This window comes from Dyadobacter sp. CY327 (genome assembly GCF_021390415.1).
Taxonomy (GTDB): domain Bacteria; phylum Bacteroidota; class Bacteroidia; order Cytophagales; family Spirosomataceae; genus Dyadobacter; species Dyadobacter chenhuakuii.
The window spans coordinates 325,254-340,633 of sequence record NZ_JAJUXJ010000004.1; the positions used below are offsets into that span (position 1 = coordinate 325,254).

The window sequence follows — 15,380 nt, forward strand, 5'->3', positions numbered from 1 at the left end:
TGTTTTCTGGCGCTGGAAATTTAACCTGTCACGTTATGATGAAGAGGTTTATAATACTCATTTTGGTGCTCGTCTCGCAAAACACCCTTGCGAATCAGATCCTGATCCCGATGGATCACACGCAGACAAATCACTTAAAGGCCTATGGCCTCGCGTACATGTTGCTGAATGGGGAAATTGACGTTGACTGGCTGCTTAACTACCGGGGCGGGGCTTTCAAAGTGGCTTACAGCAAGTCCATTGAGAATGAATGCAAGCTCCGCGCTGTTTCCTATGAAGTGCTATCCGAATCCGCCAGCGCGCAGATTGTGAGCCAGATCAGTGATCCGAACGTGAATATGGATCTGATCAAGCTGCATAAGGCCGCTAAAATCGCCGTTTATTCACCGATTAAAATCAGCCCGTCCGAGTTCGAGAATACGGATGCTGTTTTACTGGTTTTGAAATATGCCGAGATTCCTTTTGAGGTTATTTATGATGAAGAAATCCTGAAAGGCGACCTGCCGAAATACGACTGGCTGCATTTGCATCACGAAGATTTTACAGGGCAGTTTGGCAAAAGTCTGCGACGGACCACGCCAGCAGATGTGAAAGCGCAGGAATCCATCGCGAGCCGGTTTGGTTTTGCCAAAGTGCCGCAAATGAAGCTGGCCGTTGCAAAAGCAATAAAGGATTTCTGTGCAGGCGGCGGGTTCCTGTTTGCCATGTGCTCAGGCGCAGAGACTTTCGACATTGCATTAGCAGCCGAGGGCATTGATATTGTCGACAATATGGATGGCGACGGCGTGGATCCTGACGCGCAGTCCAGGCTCGATTTTGAAAAAACATTCGCATTCCAGAACTTCAAACTGGCGCTGGATGAATATGAAGGGATGACATTTTCCGACATCAATTCCTCCGCGGGAGGTTTTCGCAGCTGGGGTGAAGAAGGAGCATACTTTTCGTTATTTGATTTTTCTGCCAAATGGGACGTAATCCCTGCAATGCTCGTTCAGAATCATGAACATCTGATCAGGGAATTTATGGGTCAGACTTTTGCATTCTCAAAAAAAACCGTCAAACCCAGCGTACTCGTTATGGGAACAGCAGCTTCTTCGGATCGCTACATCTATGGCGAACTCGGCCGAGGACAATGGACATTCTATGGTGGTCACGATCCCGAAGGACGCGGCGGAGGCGGTCGCAGAATGCCCACCGACCTGAATCTTTATCCCAATTCGCCGGGTTACCGATTGATATTGAACAATGTTTTGTTCCCTTCGGCACGGAAGAAGAAGCGCAAAACCTGAGACCGGATAATCCCGGTATTATCAGGATCAGATTGACTTGCTACAATGCCAATTCCATTTTGATATCTGCGCGCTTAAAGTTGTGACCGGTTAGCGGCACTTCAACAAAACCCAGCTTCCTGTAAAGATTGATGCCTGCTGCTGAGCCTTTTTTGTTGGAATAAAGAATGATTTTTTGCGCTCCTAAATCGCGCGCTTTTTCAATGATCGCATTACCCAGCAGATCTCCAATTTTTTTGCCTCGCATTTCTTTCGAAACAGTCATTTTACTCATTTCCAACGTGCCCGGCTCGCCTTGTTTCAAGGCGCATGTCCCTACAACTTCGTTTTGGTAAAGCGCTATTAGTATGGCACCACCGTCTTTCAGGTAATAGCTCTCGGGATCGTCAAGGACTTTTTCATCCTCCGGCTCCACTTCATATGCTTCTGATATCCATGCATAATTCAAATCGTAAAATGCCTTTGCATGGGTGGGATTGTAATCTATGATTTTGATTGCCGAGTTGGCTTCTCCGTTGTTTGGATCCTGGTATTGATTGTCTAAGTGATATTCGGCTGGATTCATGGGGGTAATCTGTGGTTTGCTAAATAATTTATAAGGCCAACTTATAATGACAGATCGTGTCGTTTATATCCTAGAAATTACAAATTGCATTTATTATTTTTGATTGACAAAAAAAGGAAATCATGACAGAGAAAGCGATTTTATCAGAGATTCATTCCCTTCCGGAAAATTTGAGGCTCGAAGTAATGCAGTATATCTCATTTTTGAAGAACAAATATGTTAACGGCTCAGATCAACCTGTTCAGAAAAAAAGGGTGTTTGGCATGGCCAAGGGGAAATACGAAATGTCAGATGACTTCGACGAGCCGCTAGACGAGTTTAAACCTTACATGTAATGCAATATTTAATCGATACACACACATTCATCTGGTTTCTTAAAGGTTCTGAAAATTTAAGTAAATGTTCGAGAGAGATTATTGAAAATGAAGAGAACGAGATCTTTATCAGCATAGTAAGCCTGTGGGAAATTAGCATAAAGGTGGCATTAGGCAAGCTACAAATGACAGCTCCCTATGAGACTATACTTGCTGATATTTACCGAGCTGATATGGCAATTGTTTCGCTAGATTTTGCCCATACAGTGATGCAAAGCAGCCTTCCTTTTTATCATAAAGATCCCTTTGACCGCCTGATCGCTTCTCAGGCCTTGTCAGAAAAAATGGATCTTCTTAGTAATGATGCCATTTTCGATAATTATTTTGTCGGCAGCGAGATTGGACGAATCTGGTGATTTTGACATAGTCATTTCAAATATCCAACGATCAATCCACCCGCTCTGCCAGACGCCCCAGGCCCTCCTACTGTGTTTTGCAGCGTTTTGTAGTCCTGCATTTGATGTTGATGCTCGGCTCCGCCGGGTAGGATTTTCTTTAATTCGCTGACCAGCTGATTCTCGTTTAAGTCATCCTGGATCAACTCTCTAACCGCCTCTTTTTCCAAAATAAGATTGACCAATGAAATATAAGGCACGCGGATGAGGCGCTTGGCGATGGCATAGGAGAATGTGCTCGTTTTGTAACAAACCACTTCGGGAACACTGAATAAGGCGGTTTCCAGAGTTGCTGTGCCGGAAGTTACCAATGCAGCATCCGCAATGTTCAGCAAATCATAGGTGGATTCGTACACAATGATGGCGTTGTGAGCTGCAATGTATTTTTCATACAATGTTTGGGGCAAATTGCTTACGCCAGCAATGACGAATTGATGATCCGGGAAATGGGGCTGAACAGTCAGCATAATGTCCAGCATGCCGATGATTTCCTGCTGCCTGCTGCCTGGCAGTAATGCTATGACAGGCTTATCGTCTTCCAGATTGTTCTTTTGCTTAAAGTCAGGATCGGGCTTGAATGCTGCGATTGCGTCCATCAGCGGATTGCCGACGTAATCTACTTTGTAATCGAATTTTTTGTAAAAATCAATTTCAAAGGGAAAGATCACGAACATATGATCTACATTCTGTTTGATCTTTAATGCCCGCTTCTGATTCCAGGCCCACACTTTGGGAGAAATGTAATAGAAAACCTTCAAGCCTTTTGACTTCGCAAATGACGCAATGCGCAGGTTGAAGCCCGGGTAGTCGATCAGGATCAATGCATCCGGCTTGTATGCAAGGATATCGGCTTTACATTTTTTGAGAAAACCAGAAATTTTGTGCAGGTTGAGCGCAACTTCCAGGAAACCCATGAAAGCAGTGTCCTTGTAATGTGTGACCAATTCCATGCCCGAGGCCGCCATCATATCCCCTCCCCAGCCACGGAACTGCGCATCAGGATCATTCTCACGGATTCCACCAATGAGGTTGGAACCATGCAAATCTCCCGAACGCTCTCCGGCAATGAGGTAATATTTCATCTGGACTAGTCAGTTGGCGCTTATTCGCCGTAATACTCTACGAAATTCTTTGGCGTTTCAACCAGCTTAATGTAATGCAGCTTGGACTGCGGGGATGCGGCAGCGATGGCAGGCGCAAGGATATTCCATATTTCGGTTACAAAAATTTCACAGGAAGCCATTTTGCCCTGCATAAAATCAACATCCAAATTGAGATTTTTATGGTCCACTTTGTCCACCACTTTCTCTTTCACAATGTCACCCAGCACCTTTAAGTCGATCACGAATCCCGTGTCCGGATCCGGCTTTCCTTTTACAGTAACAATCAGCTCAAAATTGTGTCCGTGCCAGTTGTTGTTAGCACATGGCCCAAACACTTCCTGGTTTTTTTCCTCAGACCATGCCGGATTGAAAAGACGGTGGGCTGCGTTAAAATGCTCTTTTCTTGTTACGTAAATCATAAATCTTCTTCTCCCTTAATAAATAGGGTACAAAATTACATCTTGTATCCGTAGTTTTGCAGCTTAACAAGAGGATAATAATAAAAATCACATATATCTCTCCCATGATTATCGTAACAGGTGCAGCCGGATTCATTGGCAGCGGGCTTATCAGCCGACTAAATAAGGACGGTTTCAAAAGCATTATCGCAGTCGATGATTTTTCTAAAATCGAGAAAGCAGAAAATCTTGCAGGAAAAACAATTCAGGAAAAAGTGGAAAGAACTGCGCTTTTCGACTGGCTTGATCAAAACAACCGGGATGTTGAATTCATCTTTCACATCGGCGCACGGACTGATACGACAGAATTTGACAGGGATATTTTTGAGGAACTGAATGTGAGTTATTCCAAGCAGATTTGGGAGAAATGCGTTACTTACCAGATTCCGCTTGTATATGCTTCGTCAGCAGCCACTTACGGACTTGGCGAGCACGGTTACGATGATAACGAATCGACATTATCACAGCTTAAACCGCTGAATCCATATGGCGACTCTAAGAATGAGTTTGATATCTGGGCATTACAGCAAGAGAAAAAACCATTTTTCTGGGCAGGATTGAAGTTTTTCAATGTATATGGGCCGAATGAATATCACAAAGGAAGGATGGCTTCCGTGGTTATGCATGCCTTTAATCAGATCAATAAAACGGAGAAAATGAAGCTTTTCCGCTCGCATAACCCCGATTTCCAGGACGGCGAGCAAATGCGTGATTTTATTTATGTAAAAGACCTGATCGACGTTTGCATTTTCTTCATGCATCACCGCAAAAACTCCGGAATCTATAACCTTGGAAGCGGCCGCGCCCGGACATTCAAAGACCTGGTAACAAGCACATTCAATGCAATGGGCAAGCCGGTTGACATTTCGTATATAGACACGCCGGAAGATATCAGGGATAAATATCAGTATTTCACGCAGGCCAATATGAGCAAACTTCGCTCCATCGGTTTCACACGTCCTTTTACCTCATTGGAAGAAGGAATTGATGACTATGTGAAGAACTATCTTTCGACGGGAGCTTACCTATAAATCCGCATTTTGTGTATTTTTGATGTTCTCAATAAACTCAATCCCCGTTCTCTGTGTTACTATTAAACGAAACACAGTGTGATAATAATTAGACTATGAGCAAAGAAGATGAATTGTTGGAGGAAATCACCAGTTCGGAATACAAATATGGTTTTGTAACTGATATTGAAGCAGATGAAGCTCCTATGGGGCTGAATGATGATATTGTCAGGTTTATCTCAGCCAAAAAAAATGAACCGGAGTGGATGCTTGCGTGGCGTTTGAAAGCTTATCATTTGTGGCTTACTATGGCTGAACCCAAGTGGCCTAACGTACATTATCCAAAAATCGATTTTCAGGCAATCAAATATTATTCGGCGCCTAAAAAGAAAAAGCAGGTTGACAGTCTGGATGACATTGATCCGGAATTGCGCGACACTTTTGAGCGTCTGGGAATTTCTCTTAACGAGCAAAAAAGACTTTCAGGCGTTTCCATCGCGGTTGATGCCGTTATGGACTCTGAATCGGTTTTTACAACATTTAAAGAATCGCTGAAAGAAAAGGGAATTATATTTTGCTCCATCAGCGAGGCTATTCGTGAACATCCTGCATTGGTTCAGAAATATCTGGGATCGGTTGTTCCGCCGAAAGACAACTATTATGCAGCATTGAATTCTGCTGTATTCTCTGATGGTTCATTTGTTTACATTCCAAAAGGCGTTCGTTGCCCGATGGAGCTTTCCACTTACTTCCGTATCAATGCTGCGGGAACCGGACAGTTTGAGCGTACGCTGATTATCGGTGATGCTGATAGCCACGTAAGTTATCTGGAAGGCTGTACAGCGCCGATGCGTGATGAAAACCAGCTGCATGCGGCTGTTGTGGAAATCTTCGCACATGAGAATGCAAATGTCAAATATTCAACTGTTCAGAACTGGTATCCGGGCGATAAAGACGGAAAAGGCGGGATTTACAACTTTGTAACCAAGCGCGGTCTTTGTGACGGTGCTGGCTCAAAAATCTCATGGACGCAGGTCGAAACCGGTTCGGCGATCACGTGGAAATATCCTTCGGTGATCCTGAAAGGCGATAATTCAATTGGTGAATTTTACTCTGTTGCGGTTACTAATAACATGCAGCAAGCTGATACGGGGACGAAAATGATCCATATCGGTAAGAATACGAAAAGCCGTATCGTTTCAAAAGGTATTTCAGCCGGTAAGAGCCAGAATTCATACAGAGGACTCGTGCAGGTTTTCAAGAAAGCCGAAAAAGCCCGTAACTTCTCGCAATGTGATTCCCTGTTATTGGGTGACAAATGCGGGGCGCATACATTCCCATACATTGAAGTAAGCAACCCTTCCGCAACTGTGGAACACGAAGCAACCACTTCGAAGATCGGTGAAGACATTCTTTTTTACTGTAATCAACGCGGAATTCCTACCGAGCAGGCGGTTGCATTGATCGTTAACGGTTACGCAAAAGAAGTGCTGAACCAGCTTCCGATGGAGTTTGCAGTCGAAGCACAGAAATTACTGGAAATCAGTTTGGAAGGCAGCGTAGGTTGATGCTGTAACCCAAATTTTTATACGATTGCATTACAAAAGCCTTTGATACGTCAGAGGCTTTTTGTATTTTATTGACCTCAAGAAAATATTCGCCACTAAACCATTATATGACGCACGTTCCGCAACTGATTGTCGACCTTTCATTAATACTCACGATGGCGGGTATCATTACCCTTATTTTCAAAAAATTAAAACAGCCCATCGTTTTAGGTTACATATTGGCTGGATTGCTTGTAGGTCCTAATTTCAACTTATTTCCAACCATCACAGACATCAAAACCATTGAGATATGGGCTGAGATTGGTGTGATTTTCCTACTCTTCAACTTAGGTCTCGAATTTAGTTTTAAAAAACTGGTCAAGGTCGGTAATACAGCCGCTATAACGGGTTTGTTTGAAGTAGGAATGATGCTGGCCACCGGTTTTACAACGGGCCAGCTGCTGGGATGGAGCAAAACAGACAGTCTTTTTCTGGGTGGGATCATCGCGATTTCCTCCACCACGATCATATTCAGGGCTTTTGATGAACTAGGGTTAAAAACACAGAAATTCACCCGCGTCGTGCTGGGCATCCTGGTGATTGAGGATTTGACGGCAGTGCTGCTCATGGTGCTGCTTTCCACGCTTTCGATCAGTCAGCAATTTGCTGGAATGGAGCTTTTGCAATCCATTCTTAAATTGTTTTTCTTCCTGACATTATGGTTTTTGGGCGGCATATTTGTGTTTCCCACGCTTCTCAGGCGTTACAGAAAGCTAATGAACGACGAGAGCGTCCTTATCACCTCTGTGGCATTATGCTTTGGGATGGTTTTTCTGGTAACGCAGGCGGGCTTTTCGGCAGCGCTTGGCGCGTTCATCATGGGTTCGATCCTGGCTGAAACTACCCATGCCGAAAAGATCGAGCATTTGTTAAAACCGTTGAAAGATCTTTTTGGTGCTGTGTTCTTTATATCTGTCGGGATGCTGATTAATCCTGGCCTGCTGGTGGAATATGCATTGCCGACAGCCATACTGGTTTTGGTTGTGATTTTAGGTAAAACAACATTCGTTTCACTGGGCGCCATCATTTCGGGACAGCCACTCAAAAATTCATTGCAGTCCGGAATGAGCATGTCGCAGATCGGTGAATTTTCATTCATTATTGCCAACCTGGGACTTTCGCTGAGCGTAACAAGCAGTTTTCTTTATCCGATTGCGGTGGGGGTTTCTGTCATCACCACATTTACGACACCTTACATGATGAAAGCCTCCGAACCGCTTTCAGAATGGCTCGAAAAACGACTGCCGGAGCGGTGGAAACATTATCTGAACAGATATAGCACCAGCACCGAAACGATTGTCCAGACCACGCATTGGAACCAGATCCTGAAATCCTATTCACAAACGGTTATCCTAAATTCGGTGGTGATCATTGGGATTGTAATGGCCTCCTCGCGTCAGCTGGCGGATCAATTGCATACCAGGGTTCCGGAAACTTACATTACCAATGCTGTTTTGTTTGGCATTACATTTCTTTTAATTTCTCCATTCCTATGGGCGCTCATTTTCAAAAGATCCAATAGGAAAGCTTATTCAGCGATCTGGTTAAGCCGGAAATTCAGCCGCGGCCCGTTGCTGTTGCTGGAACTTTCGCGCGTGCTGATTGCTATTTTATTGATGGGTTTCCTGCTCAACTCCTTTTTTGCAACGCCCACCGCGCTGGCCGTTGCCGGCGGGATTATGATCCTGGGTTTTGCGATTTTTTATCAAAGATTACAAACCTTTTACACCCGCATTGAAGAGCGTTTTTTGCAAAATTTAAATGCAAGACAGCTGGAAGGAAGTGGAAAATCCAAAATGATATTGCTGCCCTGGGACGCACACTTTGCTTTTCTGGAAGTGAGTGCCGATTCCTCTCTTATTGGCAAAACTCTGCAGGAATTGAAGATCAGGGAAAATTTTGGGATCAATGTTGTGCTGATCGAGCGCGGCAGTAAAACGATTTATCTCCCCCGCCCTACCGAAGTGCTGTATCCCTGTGACCGCATCGAAGTCATCGGGACGGACGACCAGCTGGATATCTTCCGGGGGCACATTGAGGTGAGCACCAATGGGGACGTCTATATGGCGCACGAAGACAGCATTGTGCTGGAACGCGTGGAAGTGAGAAGCGAATATCAGATCCGTGGAAAAAGTATCCGAAGCAGTCAGATCAGGGAAAAAACGCGGGGGATGATTGTAGGGCTGGAACGGAACGGCGAGCGCATCCTAAACCCCGATTCGTCGATGATCATAGAGAATGATGATGTATTGTGGATCGCGGGAGAAAAAGATCTGATCAAAGAATTTGTCAGAACAAAATCGGCGAACAGCGACGAAGAAATCCCCGCCCTGTCCTGAATTGCCTACGCTTTAAGCAATCCCTGCAAGCCGCCCGTGTGCACGGCAACGATTGTAGTCCCTTTTGGAAAATGATTTTTTCGGATCAGATCAAAAAGTCCGAAGAACATTTTCGCCGTGTAAACCTGTTCGAGCTGGATGCCGAATTCGTCCTTGAAATTCTGCATGAACGCGATAAGCTCTGGGTTCCATTTGGCATAGCCTCCGAAATGGTAATCCGTAAAAAGCTGTAAACTTCCGGATGAATGTTGGTTGCTTACCAGCATGCTAATGTCATTTTTCAAAAATTCGCCGCCTTTTAATGCTGAAAAAGCAAGCACATTTGCGCCAGCAGATAGCAGTCCGGCTGCTGTTCCTCCGGTGCCCGCAGCAACGGCAAAGTAATCAGCGGTTTTAGCCAGTTGCACATTTACTTCCGGCACCATTTCCGCTATGCCCTGCAATGCTAATGTGGAAGTACCGCCTTCCGGGACTATAAAAGGATGACCAAATCTTTTGGCGAGATCCAGCAGATAATTATCCGAGCTCCTCAGCTTGTATTCCGACCGCGATACGCAATACAGCTGCATTCCTTGATCCTGGCAAAACAGCAATGTAGGCGAAAGCTTTTCTGCTAATTCTTCGCCCCTTACAACGCCGATTGTTTCAAAACCCAAAGCATTACCCGCAGCTGCAGTGGCATACAGGTGATTGGAAAACGCACCGCCGAATGTCAGAATGCGTGTATATCCCTGTCTGCTGGCTTCGAGCAAATTGTATTTCAGCTTCCGCCATTTGTTACCGGACACCGTCGGATGGATCAGGTCATCACGCTTGATGTACAACGTTATACCGGCAGCTTCCGTCATGACATTGGAAAGTCTCTCTATCGGGGTGGGGAGCGCGGCACTTATTAAATCCACTTATTTTGATAATTTTGTTTATAATAAATGACCATTTCGAATGTCCGAAGACCATATTGAGATTGCCTCAGAAGAAGATGATTTGTTTGAACATTACAGGATTGTTGCTGACAAAGGCCAGGGATTGATCAGGCTGGACAAATATCTTAGCTTACATGTCGCAAATGCTTCCCGGACAAAAATACAAAATGGAATTGATGCGGAAGCCGTAAAGGTGAATGGGCTGGTTACCAAAGCGAGTTATAAAGTAAAGCCGCTGGATGTCATTACCCTTTCCCTCCCAGAGCCGCCGCGCGATACGGAGATCATTCCCGAAAACATTCCGCTTGACATTATTTATGAAGATGAAGTGCTTCTGATTGTTAATAAGCCAACCGGCATGGTTGTTCACCCGGCATTTGGAAACTGGTCGGGAACGCTGATTAATGCATTGGTTTACCACTTTCAGCAACTGCCCACAGGTAGAAATGGCGAAGGACGGCCGGGATTGGTTCACCGAATTGATAAAGACACTTCGGGCCTGCTTGTTATTGCAAAAACTGAATTTGCAATGACGTTTTTAGCCAAACAGTTTTCGGATCACACCATTGAGCGGACCTACAATGCTTTGATTTGGGGAGAACCCAAGGAGCAATCAGGAACTATAACCGGAAACGTTGGGCGGAGTGCAAAAGATCGTCGTGTAATGGACGTCTTTACCGATGGAAGCCAGGGGAAGCATGCGATCACGCATTACAAGACGATCCAATCCTTCCACTACGTCACACTTGTTCAATGTAACCTTGAAACGGGCCGTACGCACCAGATCAGGGCGCATATGAAGCACATTGGCCATCCGATTTTTAATGACACCACTTATGGCGGCGACAAAATCCTGCGCGGCCCGTCAAATGGCAGTTATAAAGCCATGGTAACGAATCTTTTTGATCTGCTGCCTGGCCAGGCACTGCACGCAAAGTCCCTGGGATTTGTACATCCTGCCACAAGGCAATGGATGCAATTTGACACTGAACTTCCCGAAAACTTTCAGGCAATTCTAGAAAAGTGGGAAATCTATACGAACAATCAGTAGGAAATTGTATCTTCTAAACTCTTACTGGATATTTATAAAACCAAGCTATGACAATCTCAACCCGACCCGGAAACCTCGAAGACATCCCTGCAATTTTTGAATTGGTCAAAGAACTGGCGCTTTATGAACGGGCCCTGGATCAAGTTTCGAACAATGTCGAAAAAATGACCCGTGACTATAATGAAAAATTGTATGACTTCTTTGTGGCCGAATCGGATTCCAGGATCATTGGCATGTCGCTCTACTATTACCGGTATTCGACCTGGAAAGGGAAAAGATTATACATGGAAGACATTATCGTGACAGAAGATATGCGCGGGAATGGCATAGGCAAGATCCTGTTCGATGCGACCGTAGCAGCTGCCAAACAAACCGGCTGCACGGGCATGTTGTGGCAGGTGCTGGATTGGAATACGTCAGCCGTTGGATTTTACCGCAAGTACGGCACCAACTTCGACAATGAGTGGATCAATTGCAGCCTGGACTTTTAATGTTATAACAAATCCGGGCGCCGTTCCCTGGTGCGCTGAACGGATTGCTCATAGCGCCATTCTTCTATTTTAGCTTCATGTCCCGACATCAGGATCTCAGGAACCTTATGGCCTTCGAAGTCAGCTGGCCGCGTGTATACAGGCGGTGCAAGGAGGTTATCCTGGAAGGAGTCCGTTAATGCCGAAGTCTCATCATTAAGCACACCCGGAAGCAAGCGTATAATGGCATCGGAAAGGACAGCCGCGGCAAGTTCTCCGCCCGAAAGCACGTAATCTCCAATACTAACTTCTTTGGTGATAAACATATCCCGCACGCGCTGGTCCACCCCTTTGTAGTGGCCGCATAGCATAATAATGTTCCCTTTCAGAGAAAGCTGGTTCACCATAGGCTGTTGCATCAGCTCTCCATCCGGTGTGAGATAAATGATCTCGTCATAAGTCCGCTCCTCCTGCAAACCACGAATGCAACGTGCAATGGGCTCGATTTGCAAGACCATCCCGGCCCCTCCGCCAAATGCATAATCATCAATCGTCCGATGCTTATTAACCGAGTAATTGCGGATATCATGCACCATCACTTCCACAAAACCACCTTGTTGGGCACGTTTCAGGATAGAATGTGCAAAGAAGCTATCCAGCAGATTCGGAACGCATGTCAAAATATCAATCCGCATCGTCTGGCGTATTTTCAGAGTCAGAATTGTCAAGATAAACTTCCAGTAAACCCTCAGGCAAATTCACCATAAGTTGCTTATTCTCTTTATCCGCTCTTAGCACAATGTCAGCGGCAGTTGGAATAAGCACTTCTACGCCCTGATAATCCATTGCGATCAGGTCCTGGCCATTCAGGGAATACACTTCGCGCACGACACCAAGTGTCCCGGCAGTTTGATCTACAACCGTGAAGCCTTTGATTTCATGATAATAGAACTCCTTGTTACTCAGCTCTTCCAGCTCGTCAAGGGACAGATAAAGTGAGCTTCCGACAAGCGCCTGTGCCTTTTCTATCGTATTAATGTCCTCAAACTTCACAATCGCATTGGCCTGCTTCTGCAAGTTGAAGTTTTCGATAAAATAAGGGACAAGCTCTCCTTTGATTTCAACATAAATTGCGTCGAGATCTTCATATTCCTCGGGATAATCTACATCAAGGAAAATGACAACATTGCCCGCCGTTCCGTGCGTGCGGACGATATAACCTAATAAATAACAATTGTCTTGTGTCACCTGCTTATTAAATATTGGTGTAAGTATAAAACAATATGAGTCTGTACGGATCACCGACAGACTCATAAAGATTGTATTTTAACGCTAATTACTCAGCTTTTTTCTCTGCCGATTCATCCGTTGCAGGAGCTTCAGTTGATGCTGGTGCCTCAGCTTCAGGAGCTTCAACTGCTGGTGCCGCAGCCTCAGGAGTTTCAACTGGTGCTTCCGCAGCAGGTGTTTCAGCTGGTGCTTCCGCAACAGGTGATTCAGCTGGTGCAGCTGCCTCAGCTTCAGGAGCCTCAGTTACTGTTTCAGTAGCTGTTGTTTCCTCTGCAACTTCGTTAGAAACTTCTTCTGTCACTGTGTCAACAGCCGCATCTGCTTCCTCAACTTCAGGAGCTTCTTCAACAGGAGGCGCATTTTTCTTAGCGATTGCTTCCGCACGAGTCTGGCTTACCTTACGCTCAGCTTCAAGTCTGGCTTGTCTGTCAGAATCTTTCTTCTGAGACAACGTATCAGCAGCAGTTGCTTTACGGTCTGTTTTTGATCCTTTCCATTCTTCAAAACGTGAATCAGCAACTTCTTGCGTGATTGCACCTTTGATAACGCCTACTTGCAAGTGTTTTTTAAGCATTACACCTTCATGTTGCAAAATAGAACGTGCTGTATCCGTCGGTTGCGCACCTTTCAAAAGCCAATCAACTGCTTTATCTGATTCCAAAACGATGGAAGCTGGGTTTGTTCCCGGGTTATAGATACCCAATTTTTCGATGAAGCGACCATCACGTGGTGCTCTGGCATCTGCGACTACGATATCATAAATCGCCTTCTTCTTGCGTCCACGACGCGCCAACCTAATTTTAACTGCCATTATTGAATTTGTTATGATCGGGAACTCGTCCCTAAATTAAACAGGGTGCAAAGGTAAGAGAAATTACTGAATTCTCGAACAGCTTGCATAAAAAAAGGAAGGTAATCGCTTACCTTCCTTTTCAATATGTTTTAACTAATCCTAAGGGCGGAAACCAGCAGGATATGTTGAGCGGATCGTGTTATTAGGCAAGATCTTAATTTCAACGCGACGGTTAGACTGCAAGCCTTCAACTGTTGTGTTTTCAGCGATTGGGCGATACTCACCGTAATGTTCTACAATGATACGGCTAGGATCAGTAATTCCGGCACGGATCAGGAAGCGTTTCGCAGCATCAACACGACGACGTGAAAGTGATACGTTATACGCGTCAGAAGCACGAGCATCTGTGTGACCAACCAGAACGATGCGGCAGTTTGTACGCATGTTCAGAAGCTCAACTACTTTGCTCAAAGTTTCTTTTGAAGGATTGCGGATGATCGCTTTGTCAGTGTCGAATTCGATGTTGCTGAACAATGCTTCACACTCGTCTTTCGGCAAGTTGTTTTTGATTGCGTCTCTGATGATTTTGTCCAGATCCATTGCAACTCCACCACCTGAAACGATGCTTCCGATTGGTGTGTTTGGCTCTTTGTCGAATAGATCAGCTACACCGTCACCATCTGAATCTGTGTAAAGACGTGGATCAACTGGCTTAGGCATGTTTGCTTTTGCGATTGAATCTGCATCTTCCATTGTAGGATTGTAAGGAACAGGGATCAAAGACTGTGGATTTGCCCAACGCAAGTGGTAACGACCGCTTCCAGCATCATATTTGCCTTTTTTTGCCATTACTGCATTCTTACCAAGTTTGTAAGTCAATGCTATGGAAGCCATTCCCCATCCGTCATTTTTAGAATCGTCTTTTGCAAACGTCCAGATTCCAGTTTGAGTACGGTAATCGCTCAAACCGCCTACGGTTGCATCCAGTTTCTCAGTATTTACGTAATTGTAAGTAAAGTCTAGGCCTAGGTCAAATCTTGGGGTTAGTTCATAATGTACGGCTAGTCCGGCAGGTACAACCCATTCTCTTGTATATGTAGAACCATTGCGTTCCCATTTACCGGCTGTTTTAGAACTAGCGTCTGTGTTTGTAGAAACTTCGTAAGTGTTTCCGAAGAATTCACTTCGTGGGTTTGTGTTGGTAGCGGTCAAATCAGTGTGGTAGTAGATAATTCCAGCTCCCAAATGCGCGTCAACTTTCCATCTTCTCAATTTCTTGTAACCGAAAAGCAGTCTGTTAACATTAAGCGTTCCGTCGATTGTTACCTGAACGAAAGAAGGGCTGTTGAAGACCACATCGTAAGAATTGCCTGTGATGCGGCTCATGTGACCTTGTTTTGAGCCTTGCAGCTGGCCATTGTAACCAACGATCTGAACCCCAAAAAGCGGAGATAACTGCTTATTAATAGAAAGGCCCCAGCCTCCTGTCAATTTCTCATTATTACTCCTTTTGAAATCGTACTCTTTGATGTCACCGAAGAACTTGGTTATCCCCCCGTAACCTGTGATGGACCAGGTGTTCATCTTATTGGGCCCTTCGTACGTCCGGTTTTGGGCAAACGTATTCAAACTCAGTAGGGAAAAACAAATAAAAGCAACGTAAAGATTCTTTCTCTTCATGGGAAACACCAGTTATGTGATTCAAATATTCAC

Annotated in this window: 16 protein-coding genes; 8 read left to right on the plus strand and 8 right to left on the minus strand. The window is 45.0% G+C overall.

Annotation, left to right across the window (positions count from 1 at the left end; genetic code table 11):
- The first annotated feature begins 38 nt into the window (after nt 1–38).
- Nucleotides 39–1,289 carry an asparagine synthetase B gene (locus tag LZG74_RS12970; RefSeq protein WP_409014479.1) on the plus strand — a complete coding sequence of 417 codons (1,251 nt, stop codon included), beginning with the start codon at nt 39–41 and terminating at the stop codon, nt 1,287–1,289.
- Between the two features lie 40 nt (nt 1,290–1,329).
- On the opposite strand, the gene LZG74_RS12975 is transcribed toward LZG74_RS12970, so the two are convergent.
- The gene (locus tag LZG74_RS12975; protein WP_233796998.1) at nt 1,330–1,854 is read right to left on the minus strand and encodes a GNAT family N-acetyltransferase; all 525 of its coding nucleotides are present in this window, start codon (nt 1,852–1,854) and stop codon (nt 1,330–1,332) included.
- 122 nt (nt 1,855–1,976) lie between these two features.
- Here LZG74_RS12975 and LZG74_RS12980 point away from each other — a divergent pair, with 122 nt between their 5' ends.
- Both LZG74_RS12980 and LZG74_RS12985 read left to right on the plus strand, forming a co-directional pair.
- Nucleotides 1,977–2,189, plus strand: coding sequence for a DUF2281 domain-containing protein (locus LZG74_RS12980; RefSeq protein ID WP_233796999.1), 213 nt, complete (start codon nt 1,977–1,979; stop codon nt 2,187–2,189).
- Nucleotides 2,189–2,584 carry a type II toxin-antitoxin system VapC family toxin gene (locus LZG74_RS12985; protein WP_233797000.1) on the plus strand — a complete coding sequence of 132 codons (396 nt, stop codon included), beginning with the start codon at nt 2,189–2,191 and terminating at the stop codon, nt 2,582–2,584. Before LZG74_RS12980 ends, LZG74_RS12985 begins: the two co-directional genes overlap by 1 nt.
- An 11-nt stretch (nt 2,585–2,595) precedes the next feature.
- On the opposite strand, the gene lpxB is transcribed toward LZG74_RS12985, so the two are convergent.
- Together lpxB and LZG74_RS12995 are read right to left on the minus strand one after the other, a co-directional pair.
- Nucleotides 2,596–3,705, minus strand: coding sequence for a lipid-A-disaccharide synthase (gene lpxB / locus LZG74_RS12990; RefSeq protein WP_233797001.1), 1,110 nt, complete (start codon nt 3,703–3,705; stop codon nt 2,596–2,598).
- A 20-nt stretch (nt 3,706–3,725) separates the two neighbouring features.
- On the minus strand, nt 3,726–4,145 hold the full coding sequence (locus tag LZG74_RS12995; protein WP_233797002.1) for a 6-carboxytetrahydropterin synthase: 420 nt from the start codon (nt 4,143–4,145) through the stop codon (nt 3,726–3,728).
- Between the two features lie 104 nt (nt 4,146–4,249).
- On the opposite strand from LZG74_RS12995, the gene rfaD reads away from it, so the two are divergent.
- The 3 genes from rfaD (at nt 4,250) to LZG74_RS13010 (ending at nt 9,140) form a co-directional block, all read left to right on the plus strand.
- Nucleotides 4,250–5,215, plus strand: coding sequence for an ADP-glyceromanno-heptose 6-epimerase (gene rfaD, locus LZG74_RS13000; RefSeq protein ID WP_233797003.1), 966 nt, complete (start codon nt 4,250–4,252; stop codon nt 5,213–5,215).
- Nucleotides 5,216–5,310: 95 nt separating this feature from the next.
- Nucleotides 5,311–6,762, plus strand: coding sequence for a Fe-S cluster assembly protein SufB (gene sufB / locus LZG74_RS13005; protein WP_026631702.1), 1,452 nt, complete (start codon nt 5,311–5,313; stop codon nt 6,760–6,762).
- Between the two features lie 107 nt (nt 6,763–6,869).
- Nucleotides 6,870–9,140: a cation:proton antiporter gene (locus tag LZG74_RS13010; protein WP_233797004.1), complete on the plus strand. Its 2,271-nt coding sequence runs from the start codon at nt 6,870–6,872 to the stop codon at nt 9,138–9,140.
- A 5-nt stretch (nt 9,141–9,145) separates the two neighbouring features.
- On the opposite strand, the gene LZG74_RS13015 is transcribed toward LZG74_RS13010, so the two are convergent.
- Nucleotides 9,146–10,042 (minus strand): 1-aminocyclopropane-1-carboxylate deaminase/D-cysteine desulfhydrase, encoded by an 897-nt coding sequence (locus tag LZG74_RS13015; protein WP_233797005.1) that lies wholly within the window; start codon nt 10,040–10,042, stop codon nt 9,146–9,148.
- Between the two features lie 40 nt (nt 10,043–10,082).
- Between LZG74_RS13015 and LZG74_RS13020 the strand changes: the two genes are divergently transcribed.
- On the plus strand, nt 10,083–11,114 hold the full coding sequence (locus LZG74_RS13020; protein WP_233797006.1) for an RluA family pseudouridine synthase: 1,032 nt from the start codon (nt 10,083–10,085) through the stop codon (nt 11,112–11,114).
- A 47-nt stretch (nt 11,115–11,161) separates the two neighbouring features.
- The gene (locus tag LZG74_RS13025; protein WP_233797007.1) at nt 11,162–11,605 is read left to right on the plus strand and encodes a GNAT family N-acetyltransferase; all 444 of its coding nucleotides are present in this window, start codon (nt 11,162–11,164) and stop codon (nt 11,603–11,605) included.
- A gap of 2 nt (nt 11,606–11,607) precedes the next feature.
- On the opposite strand, the gene trmD is transcribed toward LZG74_RS13025, so the two are convergent.
- The 4 genes from trmD to LZG74_RS13045 form a co-directional block, all read right to left on the minus strand.
- On the minus strand, nt 11,608–12,279 hold the full coding sequence (trmD, locus tag LZG74_RS13030; protein ID WP_233797105.1) for a tRNA (guanosine(37)-N1)-methyltransferase TrmD: 672 nt from the start codon (nt 12,277–12,279) through the stop codon (nt 11,608–11,610).
- Nucleotides 12,269–12,832 carry a ribosome maturation factor RimM gene (gene rimM / locus LZG74_RS13035; protein ID WP_233797008.1) on the minus strand — a complete coding sequence of 188 codons (564 nt, stop codon included), beginning with the start codon at nt 12,830–12,832 and terminating at the stop codon, nt 12,269–12,271. Before rimM ends, trmD begins: the two co-directional genes overlap by 11 nt.
- 88 nt (nt 12,833–12,920) lie before the next feature.
- Nucleotides 12,921–13,685 (minus strand): 30S ribosomal protein S16, encoded by a 765-nt coding sequence (locus tag LZG74_RS26400; RefSeq protein ID WP_233797009.1) that lies wholly within the window; start codon nt 13,683–13,685, stop codon nt 12,921–12,923.
- Between the two features lie 141 nt (nt 13,686–13,826).
- Nucleotides 13,827–15,347, minus strand: a complete 1,521-nt coding sequence (locus LZG74_RS13045; protein WP_233797010.1) for an OmpA family protein — start codon at nt 15,345–15,347, stop codon at nt 13,827–13,829.
- Nucleotides 15,348–15,380 lie beyond the last annotated feature (33 nt).